This is a genomic window from Thioclava litoralis (assembly GCF_045278885.1).
Taxonomy (GTDB): Bacteria; Pseudomonadota; Alphaproteobacteria; order Rhodobacterales; family Rhodobacteraceae; genus Thioclava; species Thioclava litoralis.
Genome location: NZ_CP135443.1, coordinates 921,327 through 940,569 on the forward strand (window position 1 = coordinate 921,327; position 19,243 = coordinate 940,569).

At 60.7% G+C, this 19,243-nt stretch carries 22 protein-coding genes; 13 read left to right on the top strand and 9 right to left on the bottom strand.

All coding sequences use genetic code 11. The features are described 5' to 3' along the window. Positions 1–77 precede the first annotated feature (77 nt). Positions 78–728: a GcrA family cell cycle regulator gene (locus RPE78_RS04490; RefSeq protein WP_406721335.1), complete on the bottom strand. Its 651-nt coding sequence runs from the start codon at positions 726–728 to the stop codon at positions 78–80. A gap of 270 nt (positions 729–998) precedes the next feature. Here RPE78_RS04490 and RPE78_RS04495 point away from each other — a divergent pair, with 270 nt between their 5' ends. The 4 genes from RPE78_RS04495 (at position 999) to rimO (ending at position 5,754) form a co-directional block, all read left to right on the top strand. Then, positions 999–1,808, top strand: a complete 810-nt coding sequence (locus RPE78_RS04495; RefSeq protein ID WP_339108305.1) for an ABC transporter permease — start codon at positions 999–1,001, stop codon at positions 1,806–1,808. A gap of 272 nt (positions 1,809–2,080) precedes the next feature. Continuing rightward, positions 2,081–3,277, top strand: a complete 1,197-nt coding sequence (locus RPE78_RS04500) for an aspartate aminotransferase family protein (protein WP_406721336.1) — start codon at positions 2,081–2,083, stop codon at positions 3,275–3,277. Between the two features lie 41 nt (positions 3,278–3,318). Continuing rightward, positions 3,319–4,245, top strand: a complete 927-nt coding sequence (gene argF / locus RPE78_RS04505; protein ID WP_406721337.1) for an ornithine carbamoyltransferase — start codon at positions 3,319–3,321, stop codon at positions 4,243–4,245. A gap of 114 nt (positions 4,246–4,359) precedes the next feature. Further along, the gene (rimO, locus tag RPE78_RS04510) at positions 4,360–5,754 is read left to right on the top strand and encodes a 30S ribosomal protein S12 methylthiotransferase RimO (RefSeq protein WP_406721338.1); all 1,395 of its coding nucleotides are present in this window, start codon (positions 4,360–4,362) and stop codon (positions 5,752–5,754) included. Here rimO and RPE78_RS04515 read toward each other — a convergent pair. The 3 genes from RPE78_RS04515 to RPE78_RS04525 all read right to left on the bottom strand — a co-directional run bounded on the left by RPE78_RS04515 (position 5,751) and on the right by RPE78_RS04525 (position 7,660). Continuing rightward, positions 5,751–6,512, bottom strand: a complete 762-nt coding sequence (locus RPE78_RS04515) for a potassium channel family protein (RefSeq protein WP_339109444.1) — start codon at positions 6,510–6,512, stop codon at positions 5,751–5,753. The genes rimO and RPE78_RS04515 overlap by 4 nt on opposite strands. A gap of 109 nt (positions 6,513–6,621) precedes the next feature. Continuing rightward, the gene (locus RPE78_RS04520; protein WP_406721339.1) at positions 6,622–6,858 is read right to left on the bottom strand and encodes a hypothetical protein; all 237 of its coding nucleotides are present in this window, start codon (positions 6,856–6,858) and stop codon (positions 6,622–6,624) included. A 259-nt stretch (positions 6,859–7,117) separates the two neighbouring features. Further along, a complete protein-coding gene (locus RPE78_RS04525; protein WP_406721340.1) occupies positions 7,118–7,660 on the bottom strand; it encodes a hypothetical protein in 543 nt (180 codons plus the stop codon). A 248-nt stretch (positions 7,661–7,908) separates the two neighbouring features. On the opposite strand from RPE78_RS04525, the gene ettA reads away from it, so the two are divergent. The 8 genes from ettA (at position 7,909) to RPE78_RS04565 (ending at position 15,184) form a co-directional block, all read left to right on the top strand. Continuing rightward, entirely contained in the window at positions 7,909–9,564 is a 1,656-nt protein-coding gene (ettA, locus tag RPE78_RS04530; protein WP_339108311.1) for an energy-dependent translational throttle protein EttA, read from the top strand. Positions 9,565–9,624: 60 nt separating this feature from the next. Beyond that, entirely contained in the window at positions 9,625–10,683 is a 1,059-nt protein-coding gene (locus tag RPE78_RS04535; protein ID WP_406721341.1) for an SIR2 family protein, read from the top strand. A 73-nt stretch (positions 10,684–10,756) separates the two neighbouring features. After that, positions 10,757–11,731 carry an aspartate carbamoyltransferase catalytic subunit gene (locus RPE78_RS04540; RefSeq protein WP_339108313.1) on the top strand — a complete coding sequence of 325 codons (975 nt, stop codon included), beginning with the start codon at positions 10,757–10,759 and terminating at the stop codon, positions 11,729–11,731. Then, positions 11,724–12,185, top strand: coding sequence for a hypothetical protein (locus RPE78_RS04545; protein WP_339108314.1), 462 nt, complete (start codon positions 11,724–11,726; stop codon positions 12,183–12,185). Before RPE78_RS04540 ends, RPE78_RS04545 begins: the two co-directional genes overlap by 8 nt. After that, positions 12,182–12,751, top strand: a complete 570-nt coding sequence (locus RPE78_RS04550; protein WP_339108315.1) for a hypothetical protein — start codon at positions 12,182–12,184, stop codon at positions 12,749–12,751. The genes RPE78_RS04545 and RPE78_RS04550 overlap by 4 nt, the downstream gene beginning before the upstream one ends. A gap of 9 nt (positions 12,752–12,760) precedes the next feature. Then, the gene (gene pyrC / locus RPE78_RS04555; RefSeq protein WP_406721342.1) at positions 12,761–14,044 is read left to right on the top strand and encodes a dihydroorotase; all 1,284 of its coding nucleotides are present in this window, start codon (positions 12,761–12,763) and stop codon (positions 14,042–14,044) included. A gap of 71 nt (positions 14,045–14,115) precedes the next feature. Next, the gene (plsY, locus tag RPE78_RS04560) at positions 14,116–14,721 is read left to right on the top strand and encodes a glycerol-3-phosphate 1-O-acyltransferase PlsY (RefSeq protein ID WP_339108317.1); all 606 of its coding nucleotides are present in this window, start codon (positions 14,116–14,118) and stop codon (positions 14,719–14,721) included. A gap of 58 nt (positions 14,722–14,779) precedes the next feature. Then, the gene (locus tag RPE78_RS04565; RefSeq protein WP_406721343.1) at positions 14,780–15,184 is read left to right on the top strand and encodes a DUF805 domain-containing protein; all 405 of its coding nucleotides are present in this window, start codon (positions 14,780–14,782) and stop codon (positions 15,182–15,184) included. Between the two features lie 48 nt (positions 15,185–15,232). Here RPE78_RS04565 and RPE78_RS04570 read toward each other — a convergent pair whose 3' ends face one another. The 4 genes from RPE78_RS04570 to RPE78_RS04585 form a co-directional block, all read right to left on the bottom strand. After that, positions 15,233–15,529 carry a hypothetical protein gene (locus RPE78_RS04570; RefSeq protein ID WP_406721344.1) on the bottom strand — a complete coding sequence of 99 codons (297 nt, stop codon included), beginning with the start codon at positions 15,527–15,529 and terminating at the stop codon, positions 15,233–15,235. A gap of 78 nt (positions 15,530–15,607) precedes the next feature. Continuing rightward, positions 15,608–15,901 (bottom strand): hypothetical protein, encoded by a 294-nt coding sequence (locus RPE78_RS04575; RefSeq protein WP_406721345.1) that lies wholly within the window; start codon positions 15,899–15,901, stop codon positions 15,608–15,610. A gap of 80 nt (positions 15,902–15,981) precedes the next feature. Further along, positions 15,982–17,352 carry a glutamate--cysteine ligase gene (locus tag RPE78_RS04580; protein ID WP_339108321.1) on the bottom strand — a complete coding sequence of 457 codons (1,371 nt, stop codon included), beginning with the start codon at positions 17,350–17,352 and terminating at the stop codon, positions 15,982–15,984. Between the two features lie 79 nt (positions 17,353–17,431). Then, entirely contained in the window at positions 17,432–17,959 is a 528-nt protein-coding gene (locus RPE78_RS04585; protein ID WP_406721346.1) for a hypothetical protein, read from the bottom strand. 92 nt (positions 17,960–18,051) lie between these two features. On the opposite strand from RPE78_RS04585, the gene RPE78_RS04590 reads away from it, so the two are divergent. After that, on the top strand, positions 18,052–18,459 hold the full coding sequence (locus RPE78_RS04590; protein WP_406721347.1) for an SRPBCC domain-containing protein: 408 nt from the start codon (positions 18,052–18,054) through the stop codon (positions 18,457–18,459). Here the strand turns inward: RPE78_RS04590 and RPE78_RS04595 are convergent, their stop codons facing one another. Continuing rightward, entirely contained in the window at positions 18,460–19,206 is a 747-nt protein-coding gene (locus tag RPE78_RS04595; protein WP_406721348.1) for an SDR family oxidoreductase, read from the bottom strand. Positions 19,207–19,243 lie beyond the last annotated feature (37 nt).

A 19,243-nucleotide genomic window follows, 5' to 3' on the forward strand; every position in this document is an offset into this window, starting at 1 on the left:
CGAAACCGAAAAACCCGCAACCATCCGGCTGCGGGTTTTTGGCTATTCCAACGGTGTGCCGGAGAACGGCGCGGGCGTTACCGGCGACGGTCGCGGCGCGAGCTCATCGGCTGGAAGGCAACGCCGACATGCGCCTCGCAATAGGGTTTGCCCGATTGGGTCGGCAGGCCACAGAACCAGAAATCATCCGTAGCAGGATCCCCGATCGGCCATTTGCAGGTGCGCTCGGTCAGCTCCATCAGGGTGAGCTTCTTGGCGTGTTTCTCGATCTCGCCCACACGGGCCAGTGCCTCGGGGCTGATCTCGTTGGCCGAAGGCTGCGGCGGCAGCGGCTGGCCTGCGGGAATGATCTGACGGCGCATGGGCGCCGGTGCGGCCTCGGCCACTTCTGTCGTCTCGACCGGCTCGGGCTTGGCAGCGGCGGGTTTCGGCGCAGGAGCCGGACGCACGGCCGCACTGGCGGGCGCGGCTTTCGGCTCTGCACGCGGCGCAGCGGGCGCGGGTTTGGGCTCGACCACGGGCTTGGCCTCGGCCGCAGGCTTGGGCGCTGCGGCGGGCGCTGCGGCCTCGGCGGTGGTTGCGGTCCGGTTGGACAGACCCAGACGGTGCACTTTGCCGATGACGGCATTACGGGTCACCCCACCCAGTTCCTTTGCGATCTGGCTGGCAGACTGGCCCTCGGACCACATCTTTTTCAGAATTTCGACGCGTTCATCGGTCCAGGACATGGGTTTCCTTTCACTGTTCCGGTCCGGACGGGCCCATAGCTTCCCACGGGATTTCCGGCTCCGGAATATCAAGAGCTATGGATTTACCCCGCCATGCCCTGCTTTTCAAGATGTCTGAGCACGAGAAGCTGTGTTCTTGTGCAGAGTTCGGACGCACTGTGCCTTAGTTGCCCGATTGCGTTGCGCCCACTAGGTAGAGAGGCACAGACCACGCGCTCTGGCGGCCCCGAGCTCCGCCGGAACCGGACCAAGCGGGAAACGAGACGACTGATGGACAGACACGCAAATCGCGAGATGGGAATACGGCGCTTTGGCCGGGTGAACTGGCTGGGCCTCTATAGCCTCGGCTGGCGCGAGAACCGCCGTTTTCTGGCCGTATGGCAACAGACCGTGCTGGCGCCGCTGATCACCGCAGGGCTGTTTCTGGTGGTCTTCGCGCTGGCCTTCGGCAAAGGGCGTGCCGATATGATGGGCGTGCCGTTTCTGGAATTCCTCGCCCCCGGCATTCTGATGATGACCGTAATCCAGAACGCCTTTGCCAATACCTCGTCTTCCATCGTGGTCGCCAAGGTGCAGGGCAATATCATCGATACGCTGATGCCCCCACTGGCCCCGTGGGAGCTGTTGATGGGCTATCTGGCCGGAGCCATCGGCCGCTCGCTTCTGGTGGCGGTCGTGATTGCGGCGGGGCTGTTTGTGACCATCGGACAGGGCATCGCCCATCCGCTCTGGGCGCTGGCCTTCGTGATTCTGGGCGCGATGCTGATGGGCGGTCTGGGGATGCTGGCTGCCATCATGGCCAATAAATTCGACCAGATGGCGGCCTTCACCAATTTCGTGATCACACCGCTGTCCTTCCTGTCGGGCACTTTCTATTCGGTCGAGGCCCTGCCCCCGTTCTTTCAGGCGCTCTCGCATTGGAATCCGGTCTTTTTCCTGATCGACGGGGCCCGCTACGGCTTTATCGGCACGTCGGATGCCTCGCCGGTGCAGGGGCTGGGAGTGATCGCGCTGTGGCTCGTGATCGTTCTGGGCTTGGCATGGTACTGGTTCCGCATCGGTTTCCGTCTGAAAGCCTGAAGGGCGCGCGCCTTCGGGCCAGCGCGGCAGAAAGCGTGCGAATCCGATTTACAACATACGGGCCGGCGGCTAAGGAATGCAGCATGATTACGGGCTTTGACCATATTTCGCCTATCCGACGTCGCTAATGCGCGCCGATCCGCCCTGCGGCGGGTGATCAGACGTGGCCAATTGCCACATCCCTTCCTAAAACAGCATCAGTCCGGCCCGAGACATTGACACCCTGCGGGGTTCGTCGCACCAAATGGGCCTTCCCTTATGGAGTTCATGCCATGATACCGTCCGTCCTGCCCACCTATAACCGCGCACCGCTGGCCTTTACCCGCGGGTCGGGAAGCTGGCTCGAGACGGAGGATGGCAGCCGATATCTGGATATGGGCGCCGGTATCGCGGTGAATGTGCTGGGCCATGCCGCCCCCGAACTGGTCGAGGCGCTGACCGATCAGGCGCAGAAGCTGTGGCATGTGTCGAACCTCTACCAGATCCCGCTGCAGCAGAAGCTGGCGGATATGCTGGTCGAGAACACCTTTGCCGATACGGTTTTCTTCACCAATTCGGGCACCGAGGCCGCAGAGCTCGCCATCAAGATGGCGCGGAAATACTGGTATTCGAAAGGCGTGGACCGGACCGAGATCATCACCTTCGATGGCGCCTTCCACGGTCGCTCGACCGGTGCGATTTCGGCTGTGCCCCATGCCGAGAAGATGGTGAAGGGCTTTGGGCCTCTGCTGCCCGGTTTCCACCAGATCGCCTGGGGCGATATGGATCTTCTGAAATCCACCATCACCGACAAGACCGCCGCCATCTGGATCGAGCCCGTGCAGGGCGAAGGTGGCATCCGCCCGCTGCCCGAAGCCGAGATGAAGGCGCTGCGCGCGCTGTGTGACGAGACCGGCATCCTCTTGATCTTTGACGAGGTGCAATGCGGTGTCGCCCGTACCGGCAAGCTCTTCGCGCATGAATGGTCGGGGGTGACGCCGGACATCATGATGATGGCCAAGGGCATTGGCGGCGGCTTCCCGCTGGGCGGCGTGCTGGCCACCGAAGAGGCGGCATCGGGCATGGTTGCGGGCACGCATGGCTCCACCTATGGCGGCAACCCGCTGGGCTGTGCGATCGGCGCGAAAGTCATCGAGATCGTCAATGATCCGGCCTTCCTAGATGCGGTCAATGCCAAGGCGGGCTTCATGCGGCAGAAGCTGGAAGGTCTTGTGGCCACCCATCCCGAGGTCTTCGAGGAGGTGCGCGGCATGGGCCTGATGCTGGGCCTGAAATGCAAGGTGCCATGCGGTGATGTGGTGCAGGCGGCCTATGCGCAGCACCTGCTGACCGTGCCTGCCGCCGATAACGTCCTGCGCCTGCTGCCCGCGCTGAACATTTCCGAAGAGGATCTGGCCGAGGCAGTGACCCGCCTTGATAAAGCCGCCCAGAGCCTTGAAGTCCAGAGCCTTGAGGCCAAGACTAACTGACCCGAAAGCCCGAACCTTTCGGGAGACAGAAAGCAAGACCGATGAACCATTTCCTTGATATCCATACCACCTCGCAGGCCGACCTACGGGCCATGATCGATCAGGCGCGCGCCATGAAGGATGCGCGCAAGGGCCAGCCCAAAGGCACCCCCGATGCGGAAAAACCGCTGGACGGTCATATGGTTGCGCTGATCTTCGAGAAGCCCTCGACCCGTACCCGCGTCAGCTTTGATGTGGGCGTGCGCCAGATGGGCGGGCAGACGATGGTGCTGTCGGGGTCCGATATGCAGCTTGGTCACGGCGAGACGATTGCCGATACCGCCCGTGTGCTGTCGCGCTATGTCGACCTGATCATGATCCGCACCTTCGAGGAAGAGACCCTTCTGGAGATGGCGGAATATGCCAGCGTTCCGGTGATCAACGGCCTGACCAACCGCACCCACCCCTGCCAGATCATGGCCGATATCATGACCTTCGAGGAACATCGCGGCCCGATCAAGGGCAAGAAAGTGGTCTGGTCGGGCGATGGCAACAATGTCTGCGCCTCTTTCATGCATGCGGCAGGGCAGTTCGGCTTCGATTTCACCTTTACCGGCCCGCAGCCCCTCGACCCCGAGCGCGAATGGATCGATTTCGCGCGCAATATGGGCGTGAAATGCGAGATCGAGCGCGATCCGGTGAAGGCCGTCGAAGGGGCCGATCTGATTGTCACCGATACTTGGGTGTCGATGCATGACCCCGAATCGGCCAAGGAGCGTCGCCATAACCAGCTGCGCCCCTATCAGGTCAACGCCGAGCTGATGAAACACGCCAACCCCGATGCGCTCTTCATGCATTGCCTGCCCGCGCATCGTAATGACGAAGCCACCAGCGAGATCATGGATGGCCCGCATTCGGTGATCTTTGACGAGGCCGAGAACCGCCTGCATGCGCAGAAGGCCGTGATGCGCTACTGCTTGGGCAAATAAACCAGCATTCGGGCAAATGACTTGCAGCATGCCCCCTTGAGGGAGTATCTGCACCTGAAAAGGGCGGGCCTTGGCTCGCCCTTCGCCTTAGCCACCTTATGCATGGGAAGCGACATGAGCCAGAACCCTCCGAACCTGCGCCCCGACCTTGCGCCCCGCATCCGTGTGGACGAACCCGTCCGCGAGGGTCAGCCGAAGATCGGCATGGTCAGCCTTGGCTGCCCCAAGGCTCTGGTGGATAGCGAGCGCATCCTGACCCGCCTGCGCGCCGAAGGCTATGCGATCAGCCCCGACTATACGGGCGCCGAGGCGGTGATCGTGAATACCTGCGGCTTTTTGGACAGCGCCAAGGCCGAAAGCCTTGAGGCGATTGGCGAGGCGCTGAAGGAAAACGGCAAGGTGATTGTCACCGGCTGTCTGGGTGCCGAGCCCGACTATATCACCGGCGTGCATCCCAAGGTGCTGGCGGTGACCGGCCCGCAGCAATTCGAGCAGGTTCTGGATGCCGTGCATGGCGCGGTGCCGCCCGCGCCCGACCCCTTTGTGGACCTGCTACCGGCACAGGGCGTGAAACTGACGCCGCGCCATTACAGCTATCTGAAGATCTCGGAAGGCTGTAACCACAAGTGCAAATTCTGCATCATCCCCGATATGCGGGGCAAACTGGCCTCGCGTCCGGCGCATGCGATCCTGCGCGAGACCGAGAAGCTCTTGGAAGCCGGTGTGCGCGAGATCCTGATGATCTCTCAGGATACCTCGGCCTATGGTCTGGACCGCAAGCATGACCTTTCCCCTTGGAAAGGCGGCGAGGTGCGCGCCCATATCACCGATCTGACCCGCGAGATGGGCAAGATGGTGAAAGAGGCCGAAGCGTGGCTGCGGCTGCATTATGTCTACCCCTATCCGCATGTGCGCGACCTGATCCCGCTGATGGCGGAAGGTCTGGCCCTGCCCTATCTGGATATCCCCTTCCAGCATGCGCATCCCGATGTGCTCAAACGCATGGCGCGGCCCGCGGCTTCGGCCAAGACGCTGGATGAGATCGCCGCTTGGCGGGCGGATTGCCCCGAGATCGTCCTGCGATCCACCTTCATCGTGGGCTATCCCGGCGAGACGGAAGAGGAATTCCAATATCTGCTGGACTGGATGGATGAGGCCAAACTCGACCGCGTCGGCTGCTTCCAGTATGAAAATGTGGATGGCGCGCGCTCGAACGACCTGCCCGACCACGTGGACCCCGAGGTCAAACAGGACCGCTGGAACCGCTTCATGGAGAAGGCGCAGCAGATCTCCGAGGCCAAGCTTCAGGCCAAGGTTGGTTCGCTGCAACAGGTCATCGTGGACGAGATCGACGAGGAAGGCGCCACTTGCCGCACCCGCGCCGATGCACCGGAAATCGACGGCAACCTGTTCATCGACGAGGGTTTCGAAACCCTCAGCGTGGGCGATATGGTCACTGTCGAGGTGGATGAGGCCTCGGATTACGACCTCTGGGGGCGGCTGGTTTAAAGCTGCCCTTCGGTGTCGATATGCACCGTTGCTCCGCAATGTTTGCAATGCACGGCATCGGCATCATGCAGGCTTAGCCCGCAGGTCTTGCATTCGTAACGCACCTTGGTGGGCCGGAACAGCACCTGCGCCAGCCGCAAGAACAGCGTCACGCCAAAGATCATGATCGCGACCGAGATCATCCGCCCCCATTCGCCCTTGGGGGTGATATCGCCAAATCCGGTCGTGGTCAGCGTGGTGACGGTAAAATAGAGCGCGTCGGCGTAATTGTTGATCTGGTCGTTCACGCCTTCCTGCGTGACATAGATCAGCCCCGTCATTACGAACAGGAACACCGCCAGATTGATCGCCGCCAGAAGCACATCCTGATGCTTGCGGAAAAACGGCCAGTCCTGACGCAGGCGGGATAGCGTCTGATAGGCATGCAGCAAGCGCAGCGTCCGCAAGACCCGCAGAAAGCCCAGCCCCTCGCCTGCCAACGGCAGGAGAAACGAAACCATCGCGATAAGGTCGGCCAAGGTGGCGGGCTGGAACCAGAACCGGAACCGGCGCGACACGATCAGCAGACGCGCCAGAAAATCGGCCACGATCGCCAGACCGATCACCGCATCAATCACCGTAATCACCACATCATGCGGAACAAACGACGTGACCACGACAAACACGACCGTCACGATATCAAATGCCAGAAGCCCGTAGCGAAAACGATGCGCGCGGTCGGTCTCGCCCTCGTAAAGGGCGCGCAGGAACTCGATCATGGTCAATGGCCTATCGGTTGGGACATATCCTTTGATATGCCACAGGCCACGGGAATTTAAAGCATTTTTGCCTTTGGCCCCAAGCCTTCTGTCAAGGCGGGCCGGAAGGTCACGAATTTCCGTCGGAGTCTTGCGCCGCAGCGGGCGCTGGCTGGTCTTGCTGTACCACAGGGGTGTCCTCGGCAAATTTCAGCGTCTTCAGATCGGTTGTCACGAATTCCATCCCATTCGCGCGCAAAATCTCGGCGATTTTTGCATTGCGCGCCGCATCCTGTGCCACAGACATGGACGCGCCAAAAGTCACGCCCGAAAGGGCCAAACAGAGGGAGAGGACTATTCGTTTCATAGCGTAATCTTTTTAAACATGGATCCAAGGTGAACCAATCGGTTCGATCCGTCATGAAATTGATATATTCTGCGCAGCAGCGAAAAGAAACAAAAGCTTGCTTAGAAGATATGTGCGGCGCAGCACAGACTTTCTGCGCGCCTCCATATTTGGGCCATTTAACTGGCAAGGGCGTGTGAAAACCGCGTGTTTCTTCATCTTAGAAAAAAACTGGCCCGCTTGCGGCGGGCCAGCCTGTGATCAACGGAGATCGCAGAGATTATTTGTTGATATATTTAGCGGTGATCATCCCGTCATTGCCGCTACCAACGTGATCCATCAGCATTTTATCAAGCTGGGCATCGGTATAGTCGGCGGGGTTCACGCCAAGCTGGGCCGCAATCTGGGCTTTGCCAGGCGTGACGACACCTTTGGCACCGGGCACCGCACGATCTTCATGTTTCACGACGAAAGCCACAGCTTCCATGTTGTCATTGCGCAGCGAGGTGCTGACTTTCTCGAGCTCGGCCGTGGTATAGTTGCCCGGATTCAGGCCAAGCTGTGCGGCCAGTTGTGCCGTACCCGGATTGACGTCGGCCGTATGTTCCACCGCCCGATCCTCATGGTTGATATAGTACCGCGCCGTCGAGACATCCCCGTCGCGCAGGGCGGTGTTGATCTGGCGGGCTTCCGCATCGCTATATTGCGTCACGTCGACACCATTGCGTGCCAGCATCGGGTAGTTCAGCGGCGCAGCGGCGGCAACAGTTGCAGAAGCGGTCAGACCAAGGATTGCGGCGGCGGCAAATTTCGTAAGTTTCATTTCATTTCTCCAGTTTTCCTAGAGATCTCGGTCGGTAGCTGAGCCAGCCGGGGTCTCGTTCGTTGTATGAAACAAATATGTAGGTTTATTATCCGAATAAAAGGCAGTTAGTTAGCATGCTAATGTGTATAAATGCACATTGACAGATATAAGCAAGCTTACTAACTCAATGCGCTTGCCCTCTTTTATAAAGAGCCGATTCCGACTAGAAGGGGCGCCAATCCTGCCTCGAAACAAAGGGAATTCGCATGGCGTCCTACCAATTCGTCTACCATATGGATGGTGTCTCGAAGACCTATCCCGGTGGCAAGAAATGCTTTGAAAACATCCGTCTCAACTTCCTGCCCGGCGTGAAAATCGGGGTTGTCGGCGTGAACGGCGCCGGTAAATCCACGCTTTTGAAGATCATGGCGGGCATGGATAAGGACTTCCAGGGCGAGGCCTGGGCCGCCAAAGGCGCCAAGGTCGGCTATCTCGCGCAGGAGCCCGAACTCGACGACACCAAGACCGTGCGCGAGAACGTGATGGAAGGCGTCGCCGCCAAAACCGCCAAGCTCGAGCGCTATAACGAGCTGGCGATGAACTATTCCGACGAGACCGCCGACGAAATGGCGCGCCTGCAAGACGAGATCGACGCCGAGAACCTGTGGGATATCGACAGTCAGGTGGATATCGCGCTGGAAGCCCTGCGCTGCCCGCCCGATGATGCCAATGTGGCCACTCTCTCGGGCGGTGAGCGTCGCCGTGTCGCGCTGTGCAAGCTGCTGCTTGAAGCGCCCGACATGCTGCTTCTGGACGAACCGACCAACCACCTTGATGCCGAAACCATCGCTTGGCTGCAAAAGCACCTGATCGAATACAAAGGCACCATCCTTTGTGTGACCCACGACCGTTACTTCCTGGACGATATCACCTCGTGGATCCTCGAACTGGAGCGCGGTCGCGGTATTCCGTGGGAAGGCAACTATTCCAGCTGGCTGGAACAGAAAGCCAAGCGCATGGAACAGGAAGCCCGCGAGGACAAGGCCAAGCAGAAGGTTCTTGAGAAAGAACTCGAATGGATCCGTGCCGGTGCCAAGGCCCGTCAGGCCAAATCCAAGGCGCGGATCGCCGCCTATGAGAAGATGGCCGATGAGGGCGTCAAGGACCGTGTGGGCAAGGCGCAGATCGTCATCCCGAACGGCCCGCGTCTGGGCGGCAAGGTCTTCGAGGTCGAGGGCCTGAACAAAGCCATGGGCGACAAGCTTCTGATCGAGAACCTGTCCTTCTCGCTGCCGCCGGGCGGCATCATGGGCGTCATCGGTCCGAACGGCGCGGGGAAATCCACGCTGATCAAGATGCTGACCGGCAACGAGACCCCCGATGCGGGCACGATCAAGGTCGGTGAGACGGTGAAACTGTCCTATGTCGACCAGTCGCGAGACGCGCTCGACCCCAACAAGAACGTCTGGGAAGAGATCTCGGAAGGCGCAGAGATGATCGTGCTGGGCGACGCGCAGATCGCATCGCGCGCCTATTGCGGGGCCTTCAACTTCAAGGGCGCCGACCAGCAGAAGAAAGTGGGCCTGTTGTCGGGTGGGGAACGCAACCGCGTCCACATGGCCAAGCTCTTGAAATCGGGCGGCAACGTGCTGCTGCTCGACGAACCGACCAACGACCTTGACGTGGAAACGCTGCAAGCGCTGGAAGCGGCCATCGAGGATTTCGCGGGGTCTGCCGTGATCATCTCGCACGACCGCTTCTTCCTTGACCGCCTGTGCACGCATATCCTTGCCTTCGAGGGCGAGGGCCATGTCGAATTCTTCGAGGGCAATTTCGAGGATTACGAGCAGGACAAGATCCGCCGCCTCGGCCCCGATGCCGTCGAGCCCAAGCGCGTGAAATACAAGAAGTTCACCCGCTAAGCTTTACGGGTTTTACGAACCATGCCACAAACCTCCGCATTGATTTGCGGAGGTTTTCATATGTCATCACTTCTCATATTCGGAAATGGGCTAGGACGTTCTATCTCAAATGATTTTTTTCTTCTTGAGAAAGGCTTAGAGGCGGCGTGGAACTCTGGCTTGGTAAGCGAGCCGCAGAAAAAGTTGATTTCCGCCTGCTTACAAGACCGCGACGCCTTAATTGATCAAGAAAGTTCATTCGACACTGTACCTGAAGGTGAAGACGAATTGCGCAAATTACAACAGGTAGTTTCCGCCTGCGACATGATCCGACAAATCGAAGATCAGTTCCCCGAAAGTGGAGATAATTGGCTAACCGATAACGGCAGAGCTTTTCCAACCGCAATTCGGAAATTCGTGCATCAAACAGCCTGCTACTTCCTGAACCGCAATACTCGGGGCCGAGGTGAGTCCGTTAGTTTGAATTTGAACACCTCGTTTGTAAGTCATTTAAATAATTTCCTAATACGAAACACCGCGACAGTCGCGACGCTGAACTATGACGACCTTCTGTACGATGCCTTCAATGATACAGAAGTATTTACTGGGAGAAGACGCCTTCGGGACGGGTTTGGAGCAGGTGGTAGCTTCAACTTTAGCCAGGCTGAAAGACGGCAGAACATGTTTGGGGGCGGCTGGTATCTTCAATTGCACGGCACCCCGCTGTTCATCAACGACGCAAACGGCGAGCCGCGAAAGCTAACAAGACGGGATCACCAAAATAAGATTGCCCAAGAAGATTACGACGGAACCGCTAGCATCCACCTCGTGCTCACGAACGTAAATTACAAGCCGGCTATTATCCAAAGTTCCGAAATTCTTAAGACTTATTGGGAAAAGTTGCGGCTCATTTTACCGTCAGCGACTAACATTGTCTTGATGGGATATGGAGGTAGGGATAATCATCTAAATGATCTGTTGGCATCATATGCGCCAGAGGCTTCAATTCGCGTGGTCGAATTTAGCAATGACAGCGAGGAAGAGCACCTCGCACGCTGGAACGGCATATTGAAGGGTAAAGTCAGCAAAACTTACCCTATGAGCAACATTCAAGAGTTCCATTCTTGGGCCGCCGAATAACCCATCCGCTCTGGACGCAGCCCTTCTGATTTGCGATAAGCCCGCCAACATCGCGGGATAAGGAGTGGCTGCAATGGCGTTTCGGCAAAGGCACCTTCTGGGGATAGAGCATCTCTCTCAGGAAGATATTCTCGCCGTTCTCGATCTGGCCGAGCAATATGTCGACCTGAACCGCCGCACGGTCAAGAAAACCGATGCGCTGGCGGGCATGACCCAGATCAACATGTTCTTCGAAAATTCCACCCGCACGCAGTCGAGCTTCGAGCTGGCCGGAAAGCGCTTGGGCGCGGATGTGATGAACATGTCGATGCAGACCTCCTCGGTGAAAAAGGGCGAGACGCTGATCGACACGGCGCTGACGCTCAATGCGATGCATCCCGACCTGCTGGTGGTGCGCCACCAGAATTCGGGCGCGGTGGATCTGCTGGCGCAGAAAGTGGAATGCGCGGTGCTCAATGCCGGTGACGGCAAGCACGAGCACCCGACTCAGGCGCTTCTGGATGCGCTGACCATCCGCCGCGAGAAGGGCCGGATCTCGCGCCTGACAGTGGCGATCTGTGGCGATGTCACCCATAGCCGCGTGGCGCGCTCCAACATGATCCTGCTGGGCAAGATGGAAAACCGTGTGCGTCTGGTCGGGCCGCCGACGCTGATGCCCTCGGGCGTGGCCGATCTGGGCGTGGAGGTCTGCGAGGACATGCGCCAAGGCCTGCAGGATGCCGATGTGGTGATGATGCTGCGGTTGCAGAAAGAGCGGATGGATGGCGGGTTTATTCCGTCGGAACGCGAATATTTCCACCGTTACGGGCTGGATGCCGAAAAACTGTCTTACGCCAAGCCCGATGCCATCGTCATGCATCCGGGGCCGATGAACCGCGGCGTGGAGATTGACGGCACCATCGCCGACGATATCAACCGTTCGGTCATTCAGGAGCAGGTCGAGATGGGCGTGGCCGTGCGTCAGGCCTGCATGGACCTTCTGGCCCGCAACCTGCGCGCCGAGCGTGGCCGTGCGCTCAGCGAAGGTCATGAAGGCACCTATGCCTGAGACCGCCCCCCTGCCTGACCCTGCCATCGATCTTGCCCCACAGGAGCAACGGCTGGCCGTGTTCCGTGCGGACCGGCGGCGGTTCTTCTCGGTTCAGGCATTCTGGATCACGGCCAGCTTCGCCGTGGCGCTGTTTGTCGGCAATCTGATCACCTCGGGGCAGAACCTGATGGCCCTCTTGGGCATGATCGTGATGGCGCAGCTTTTCGGGATGATGATGGCCTATCGTCGGGTCTTCTCGACCATCTGGTGTCTCACCGACCGGCGGCTTATCGGGCCGCGCGGACGTTCGATCCTGCTGCTCGACATCCAGAAAATGGTGCCGTTTCTGGGCGATGTGCAGATCATCAATACCGAGGGGCGGCGCTTCCGCATCGAGCATATGGCCGATGCGCAGGAAACCATCGCCCGTATCGAGGCCGCCCGCGCAAGCCGGGCCAGCACGCAGCCATGACCACGATGGCGCGCCTGACCCCTTCCTTGCCGCATCGCCACCTTGGCGCCCCGTGGAGCGGTCGCATCCCCGCCGAGGAAACCGTGCTCTGGCAGGGTATGCGGATGGGGTCGGTGCTGCATAACAAGGCACGGGGGCCTGCCCTTTTGCTGGCCATCGCCGTGCTCTGGACCGCCTTTTTCGCCACCGCCCGGCGGGATCTGGAAGTGCCCGTGGTGTTCGGCCTGCTCGCGCTGGTCTGGCTGGTGGGGCAGATCATCGCCATCCGCCGCAACCCGCATGCCGAGCGTTATCTGCTGACCGACCGTGCCGCCTATATCGCCACTGGCCCCGCCACCAATGCCAAGCTCTCGCGCTTCTCGCTTTTTGTCGATGACGCCGCCGGACGTCTGGACGAGGCCGATCCCAGTTCGGTGCAGATCGGCACGCGCCAGCGCCGCCCGCAAACCCTGCGTCTGGATGACACGCCCGTCCATGATGCCGTTCCCGCCTATTTCCACGATATTACAGACGCTGAAAAAGTCTCCGACCTGATCCGCCAGATCCGGGCAGGCCACAGCCAGTGAGGTGACCCCATGACCCTGTTTCTTGAAAATGCCCGCCTGATCGATCCCGAGGCGCTGACCGAAACCACCGGCAATGTCATCATTGACGATGGCAAGATCGCGGCGATCGGCCAGATGTCGGCACCCAAAGGTGCCGAAGTGATCGATTGCGGCGGTAAATATCTGGCGCCGGGCATCGTGGATCTGGGCGTGAAGATCGGCGAGCCGGGCGAGCGCCACCGCGAGAGTTTCCGCACCGCAGGGCTTGCGGCTGCGGCAGGCGGCGTGACCACGATCATCGCCCGCCCCGACACGACCCCCGCCATCGACACCCCCGAGACGCTGGAATTCGTGACCCGCCGCGCCGCGCAGGCCCCTGTGCGCATCCACCATATGGCGGCGCTGACCAAGGGCCGCGAAGGCCGCGAGATGACCGAGCTGGGCTTTCTCATGGATGCGGGCGCGCTGGCCTTTGGCGATGTGACCCATGTCACCACCGACACCAAGGTTCTGTCGCGCGCCTTCACCTATGCCCGCTCGCTGGGCGCATTGGTGGTGTGCCATCCGCAAGATCCGGGCCTGTCCAGAGGCGCGTCGGTGACCTCGGGCAAATTCGCCTCGCTGCGCGGGCTGCCCGGCGTCTCCCCGATGGCCGAGCGGATGGGGCTGGAACGCGATCTGGCCCTGGTCGAGATGACCGGCGTGCGCTACCACGCCGACCAGATCACCACCGCCCGTTCCCTGCCCTCCCTTGCCCGCGCCAAGGCGGCGGGCCTTGATGTTACGGCGGGCATCTCGATCCACCACCTCACGCTGAACGAGCTGGATGTGGGCGATTACCGCACCTTCTTCAAACTCACCCCGCCGCTGCGCTCGGAGGAAGACCGTCTGGCAATGGCGCAGGCTGTTGCAGACGGGGTGATCGACATCATCTGCTCGATGCACACGCCGGCGGATGAGGAATCCAAACGCCTGCCTTATGAAGAGGCCGCCTCTGGTGCTGTCGCGCTCGAGACCTTCATTCCCGCCGCAATGCGGCTTTATCACGCGGGGGCGGTGTCGCTGCCCCAACTGTTCCGCGCGATGTCGCTCAACCCCGCCAAACGGTTGGGGCTGGCACAGGGGCGGATGCAGGAAGGCGCGCCTGCCGACCTCGTTCTTTTCGATCCCAACGCACCTTTCGTGCTGGACCGGTGGACATTGCAGTCGAAATCGAAGAATACCCCCTTTGACGGTCAGCGCATGGAGGGCAAAGTACTTGCAACCTTCGTGGCGGGCCGCAAAGTTTTCGACCGCACAGCCCAAAGCGCCTGACCCCCTGTCAGGCCTCCCCCCCTGTCAGGCCGCCCCTGACGCCACATCTTTTCCGAAGAAGGAGCCCTCCGGTGACCGAACATCTTCCGGCCGTTCTGGCCCTCGTGTCCTTGCTGGGCTACCTTCTGGGGTCGATCCCCTTCGGTATCGTGATCACACGCGCCTTCGGTCTGGGAGATCTGCGCCAGATCGGGTCGGGCAATATCGGCGCGACCAATGTGCTGCGCACCGGCAACAAGCCCGCCGCGCTGGCGACCCTGCTGCTGGATTCGGGCAAGGGGGCGATTGCCGTGCTGCTGGCGCGCTATTTCCTGAACGACCCGCTGGCCGAGCAGCTTGCGGGGGGCTTTGCCTTCCTTGGCCACCTTTACCCTGTCTGGCTGAAATTCCGTGGCGGTAAAGGGGTTGCGACCTTCCTTGGCACGGTTCTGGCACTGTGCTGGCCGCTGGGCCTTGCCGCCTGCGGCATATGGCTGCTGACAGCCATCGTCACCCGTATCTCGTCGCTTTCGGCGCTGGTCTCGGCGGCGCTCAGCGTGCCTTTAGCCCTTGTGATGGGCGAACGTCAACTGATGCTGCTGTTGGCTCTGCTGGCGGTGCTGATCTTCTGGCGTCACCGCGCGAATATCTCGCGCCTTGCCCAAGGCGCAGAACCCAAGATCGGCAAGAAGGGCTAGGGAACAGGGAACCCGCCCCCTCGTCCCGCCGTTATGCGGAAAACACCGAAGGCTCCCCATGCGCTTCCAGACCATCATCCGAACCTGCCTGACACGGGACTATGCCAATTTCTCGGGGCGTGCCACGCGCAGCGAATTCTGGCTGTTCATCCTGTTCTTCCTCTTGGCCAACATTGTCCTGAGCCTTCTTGACGGCCTGATCTTCGGCGGGCTGTCGATGGGTGCGGGCAATGGGCGCGCATGGTTCATCTCGAACGGTGGCCCGCTGGAGTTCCTCTTCTCGCTCTGCGTGGTGATCCCGCTTCTGGCGGTCTCGGTGCGCCGCCTGCATGATATCGACCGCAGCGGGTGGTGGCTTCTGCTGCATGTCCTGCCGCCGGTCGGACAGATCATCCTGTTCGTGTTCATGCTGGGCCGCACCCGTCCGGGGCCAAACCGTTTCGGCCCCGAACCGCGACCGTAACGCCTGGGGCCGTAACGCTTGGGGCCGTAACGCTTGGGGCCGTGACACTCAGGAGGGCGTGCGGGCCTCCAGAGCCTCTAACAGCTTGGCACAGCGACGCAGGTTGGCATATATCCCCAGCCCCAGATAGAGCGCGCCGCAGACCATCACCCACAGCACAAGATACAGCACCGTCGTAATGATGGTGGCGGTCATCGTCGAAACGATCAACCGGCTTTCGACAAAGACCAGCGGCAGGTATCCGCGCATCAACAGATCCACCGCCGAGAAGACGATCATCGCAAAGCCGAGCACCGCCAGCAGAAGGAGCGCCACCGCATAGGCGCGCATGACAAGGTTCTGCATGGGTTTTCCTTCCGGACCTCGACAGTTCAAATGGAAACGCAGGCCTGAAAGCCTGCGCCCTGTTCCCGAGCCTGTCTCTCAGGCCGAGGTTTTCTCGAGCTGCTTTTCCAGAAGCTCGGCCATTTTCTTGGTGTTGTCATAGATCCCGAGACCCACATAAAGCGCACCGCCAATCAGGATGACATAGAGCGCGCCACCAATCAGGATGCCGATAAAGGCCAGAATCGCCATGCCAGCGCCACCGCCACCGCCATAGGGGTTTGCCGACAGCAGATAGGCCTGCGCGACAGCCGAGATGACAACGCCGATCATTCCAAGAACGATAATAAGCGCAACCAGTTTCCGGTAAGAGGAAATCATGAAATTCTGCATGTCAAACTCCGACAAAAAAAAACGCGGGGAAAATACCCCGCGCCCTTTGATCGGATTATCACAGAGAGTTCAACCGAAAATCAGTAGCTATACTCGCTGTAGATCTTGGACAGATCGCCCTGCCATTCGCCGTGGTATTTCTCCAGCAGCTCATCGGCAGGTACGCGGCCCGAATCCACGCTTTCTTCCAGCGCGTTCAGGAAATGGGTTTCATCCGGCACCAACCCGCCCGAGCCGGGCTTGGCACGGGATTTCAGCCCCGAACGCGAGATTGCAACCGCCTCACGCGCCAGATCATGCAGCTTGATACCGTTATATTCGCCCTGAAGCGCATCTTTCGCCGCCGCACGGCGCAGCCCTTCGCGGGTCTCGTGATCCCAGCCCTTCACCAGATCCCATGCCGCATCCAGCGCCGACTGGTCATAGGTCAGCCCCACCCAGAAGGCAGGCAAAGCGCAAAGACGGCGCCACGGGCCACCATCGGCCCCGCGCATCTCGATGAATTTCTTCACCCGCGCCTCGGGGAAGACGGTGGTCATATGGTCGGCCCAATCCGAAAGCGTCGGCTTCTCGCCCGGCAGCGCGGGCAGCTCGCCCTTCAGGAAGTCGCGGAAAGACTGGCCAAGCGCGTTGATATATTTGCCGTCGCGATAGACGAAATACATCGGCACATCGAGGACATAATCCACCCAAGCCTGATAGCCGAAGCCCTCTTCAAACACGAAGGGCAGCATGCCGGTGCGCGCCTCATCGAGGTTCTGCCAGACATTGGCACGCCATGATTTGAACCCGTTGGGCTTGCCATCAAGGAAGGGCGAATTGGCAAACAGCGCCGTGGCCACCGGCTGTAGCGACAGCGCCACGCGCATCTTCTGCACCATATCGGCCTCGGAGGCGAAATCGAGGTTCACCTGAACCGTGCAGGTCCGGTACATCATGGTTTTGCCCATGGTGCCGACGCTGTCCATATAGTCGGTCATCAGCCGGTAGCGGCCCTTGGGCATCATCGGCATCTCGGCCTCGGACCATTGCGGGGCCGCGCCCAGCCCAATGAACCGCGCGCCGATCTTATCGGCGATGCTCTGCACTTCGCGCAGGTGCTGGTTCACCTCGTCGCAGGTCTGGTGGATGGTCTCCAAAGGCGCGCCCGAAAGCTCCAGCTGGCCACCCGGCTCAAGGCTGACATTGGCGCCATTATGGGTGAGGCCGATGATATTGCCCTGCTCTTCGACAGGCGTCCAGCCATAGGTATCGCGCAGCCCTTCCAGCATCGCCCTGATCGAACAGGGGCCCTCATAGGGCAGCGGCTTCTGGGCCTTTTCGCAATAGCCGAATTTCTCGTGCTCGGTGCCGATACGCCATGCATCCTTGGGCTTTTCACCCTCGGCCATATAGGCGGCAAGCTGCGCGAAATCTTCGATCGGGCCACCGCCCTGCTGCGGAATGGACATGGACGCTCCTAATTCATTGTGGCCCTTGGAAGGGCAAGAGGTGTGACGATTACGCGATCAAGTCAAGCGCAATGACAGTCTATCCTGATGCACGTTTCCATAAAACCTGTGCGGTCACGCGCTGATCCAATGCCGCGGAAATCGCCCGCATGTCGGTTCCGGGCAAGCTGGCATAGGCGTCATATAATTGCGCCGCCCCTGCGGCATCGACGGGAATCAGAAGCGCCTGCCCGTCCGCGGTCTTCAGCCGCCACAGATGGCGACCGTTCAGATGCAACAGCCGGATCTCGGCCAGATCGCGCAGCGCCACCTGCCCGCCCAGCAGACGCCCCGCGCCGAAATAGCCGATCTGGCCCTCGTCGATCTCCACCACGCCCGGCGCGCCCACATCGCGGGCAAAGCGCAGCCTGCGCCAGGCCACCACCGCCCAGGCCACGGCCGCCGCCACCAGCGCCAGCCCCGCAGGCAGCAGCACCCAGCCGCCCAGCCGGCACAGCCATAGCCCCAAGCCCAGAGGCACAAGCGCCAGCAGCACTTCGGAATGGCGCGCCAGCGCGTGACGGAGTTCGGGACGGATCATGGCAGGGGCCTGCTGAGAGATAGTCACGGAACTCTTGCTTGGGTCCTGCCGGAATGCAACCATTTGCGCAGGCTCCTGCCCGCCCGATGGCGCGCAGCCCCCTGTTCGCGGAGGCATGAATGGACAAGATCACCGTCACCACCACAATCAACGCCCCTGTCGGGACCGTCTGGGCCGCCTATACCGACGCCACCCGGATTCCACACTGGAACTTCGCCACACCCGACTGGCACTGCCCCGAGGCCGAGGTCGATCTGCGCGTCGGCGGGCGCGTCGTGTCGCAGATGGCCGCAAAGGACGGCAGCCTGTCCTTCGCGTTCGGCGCAACCTATACCGAGGTCACCCCGCCCCATCGGCTGGCCATCCGCATGGATGACGGGCGCGAGGCGGTCACCTGCTTCGAAGCGATGCAAGGCCGCACCACCGTGACCACCTGCTTTGACCCCGAGACACAAAACCCCGTCGCCATGCAGCAGATGGGCTGGCAGGCGATCTTGGAGAATTTCCGCCGCTACCTTGAGGGGTGATCAGCCGTTGATCGTGGCAAAAGCCGCCTCATAGCGGCCTTCGGCCTCTGCAAATCGCTGGAAATGCACCCGCTCGACCAAGATCTCGTCTGGCACCTCTGCTGCGGTCATCTGGGCAACCACCTCCTGAATGAACTGTGCAAGCGGCAGGGCTGCGGCAACCTGCGACTGGCCCGGCGTCAGTTCGGTGGCCACCAGAGGCGGCGCGATCTCGTGCACGCGCACCGGGCTATCGCGCAGTTGGTGACGCAGCGATTGCGACCACGAATGGATCGCGGCTTTGCTGGCCGAATAGACCGGCGTCGCCGCCTTTGGCACAAAGGCCAGCCCCGATGACACGGTGACCAGCGCGGAATGCGGCTGCGCGCGCAGATGCGGCAGCAGCAGGGCCGCAAGCTGGATCGGCGCGGTCAGATTGGTGGCGATGGTGCGATGGGCCACATCAAGGCGGACCGGATCGGCGGTATAGTCCTCGGGTTCCATGATGCCCGCATTCACGATCACCGTGTCCAGATCGGGATGCTCGGCCAGCAGTTGAGGCGCGAATGCCGCGACCGCCTGCACGTCGGTGACATCGAGGTGATAGCCCGCCATATCGGGATTGCGCGCCAGAGTGGCCTGCAGGCTGTCCGCTTTGCGCCCCGTGATGATGATCCGGTTGCCAGCGGCCTGCAATGCCTCGGCCAGCGCCTGACCGATACCGGAATTGCCGCCGGTGATAAGGATGGTGCGATTGATGAAGCTCATGGTCTGTCCTTTCCCTTGCTGGCAACAAGATGCGGCT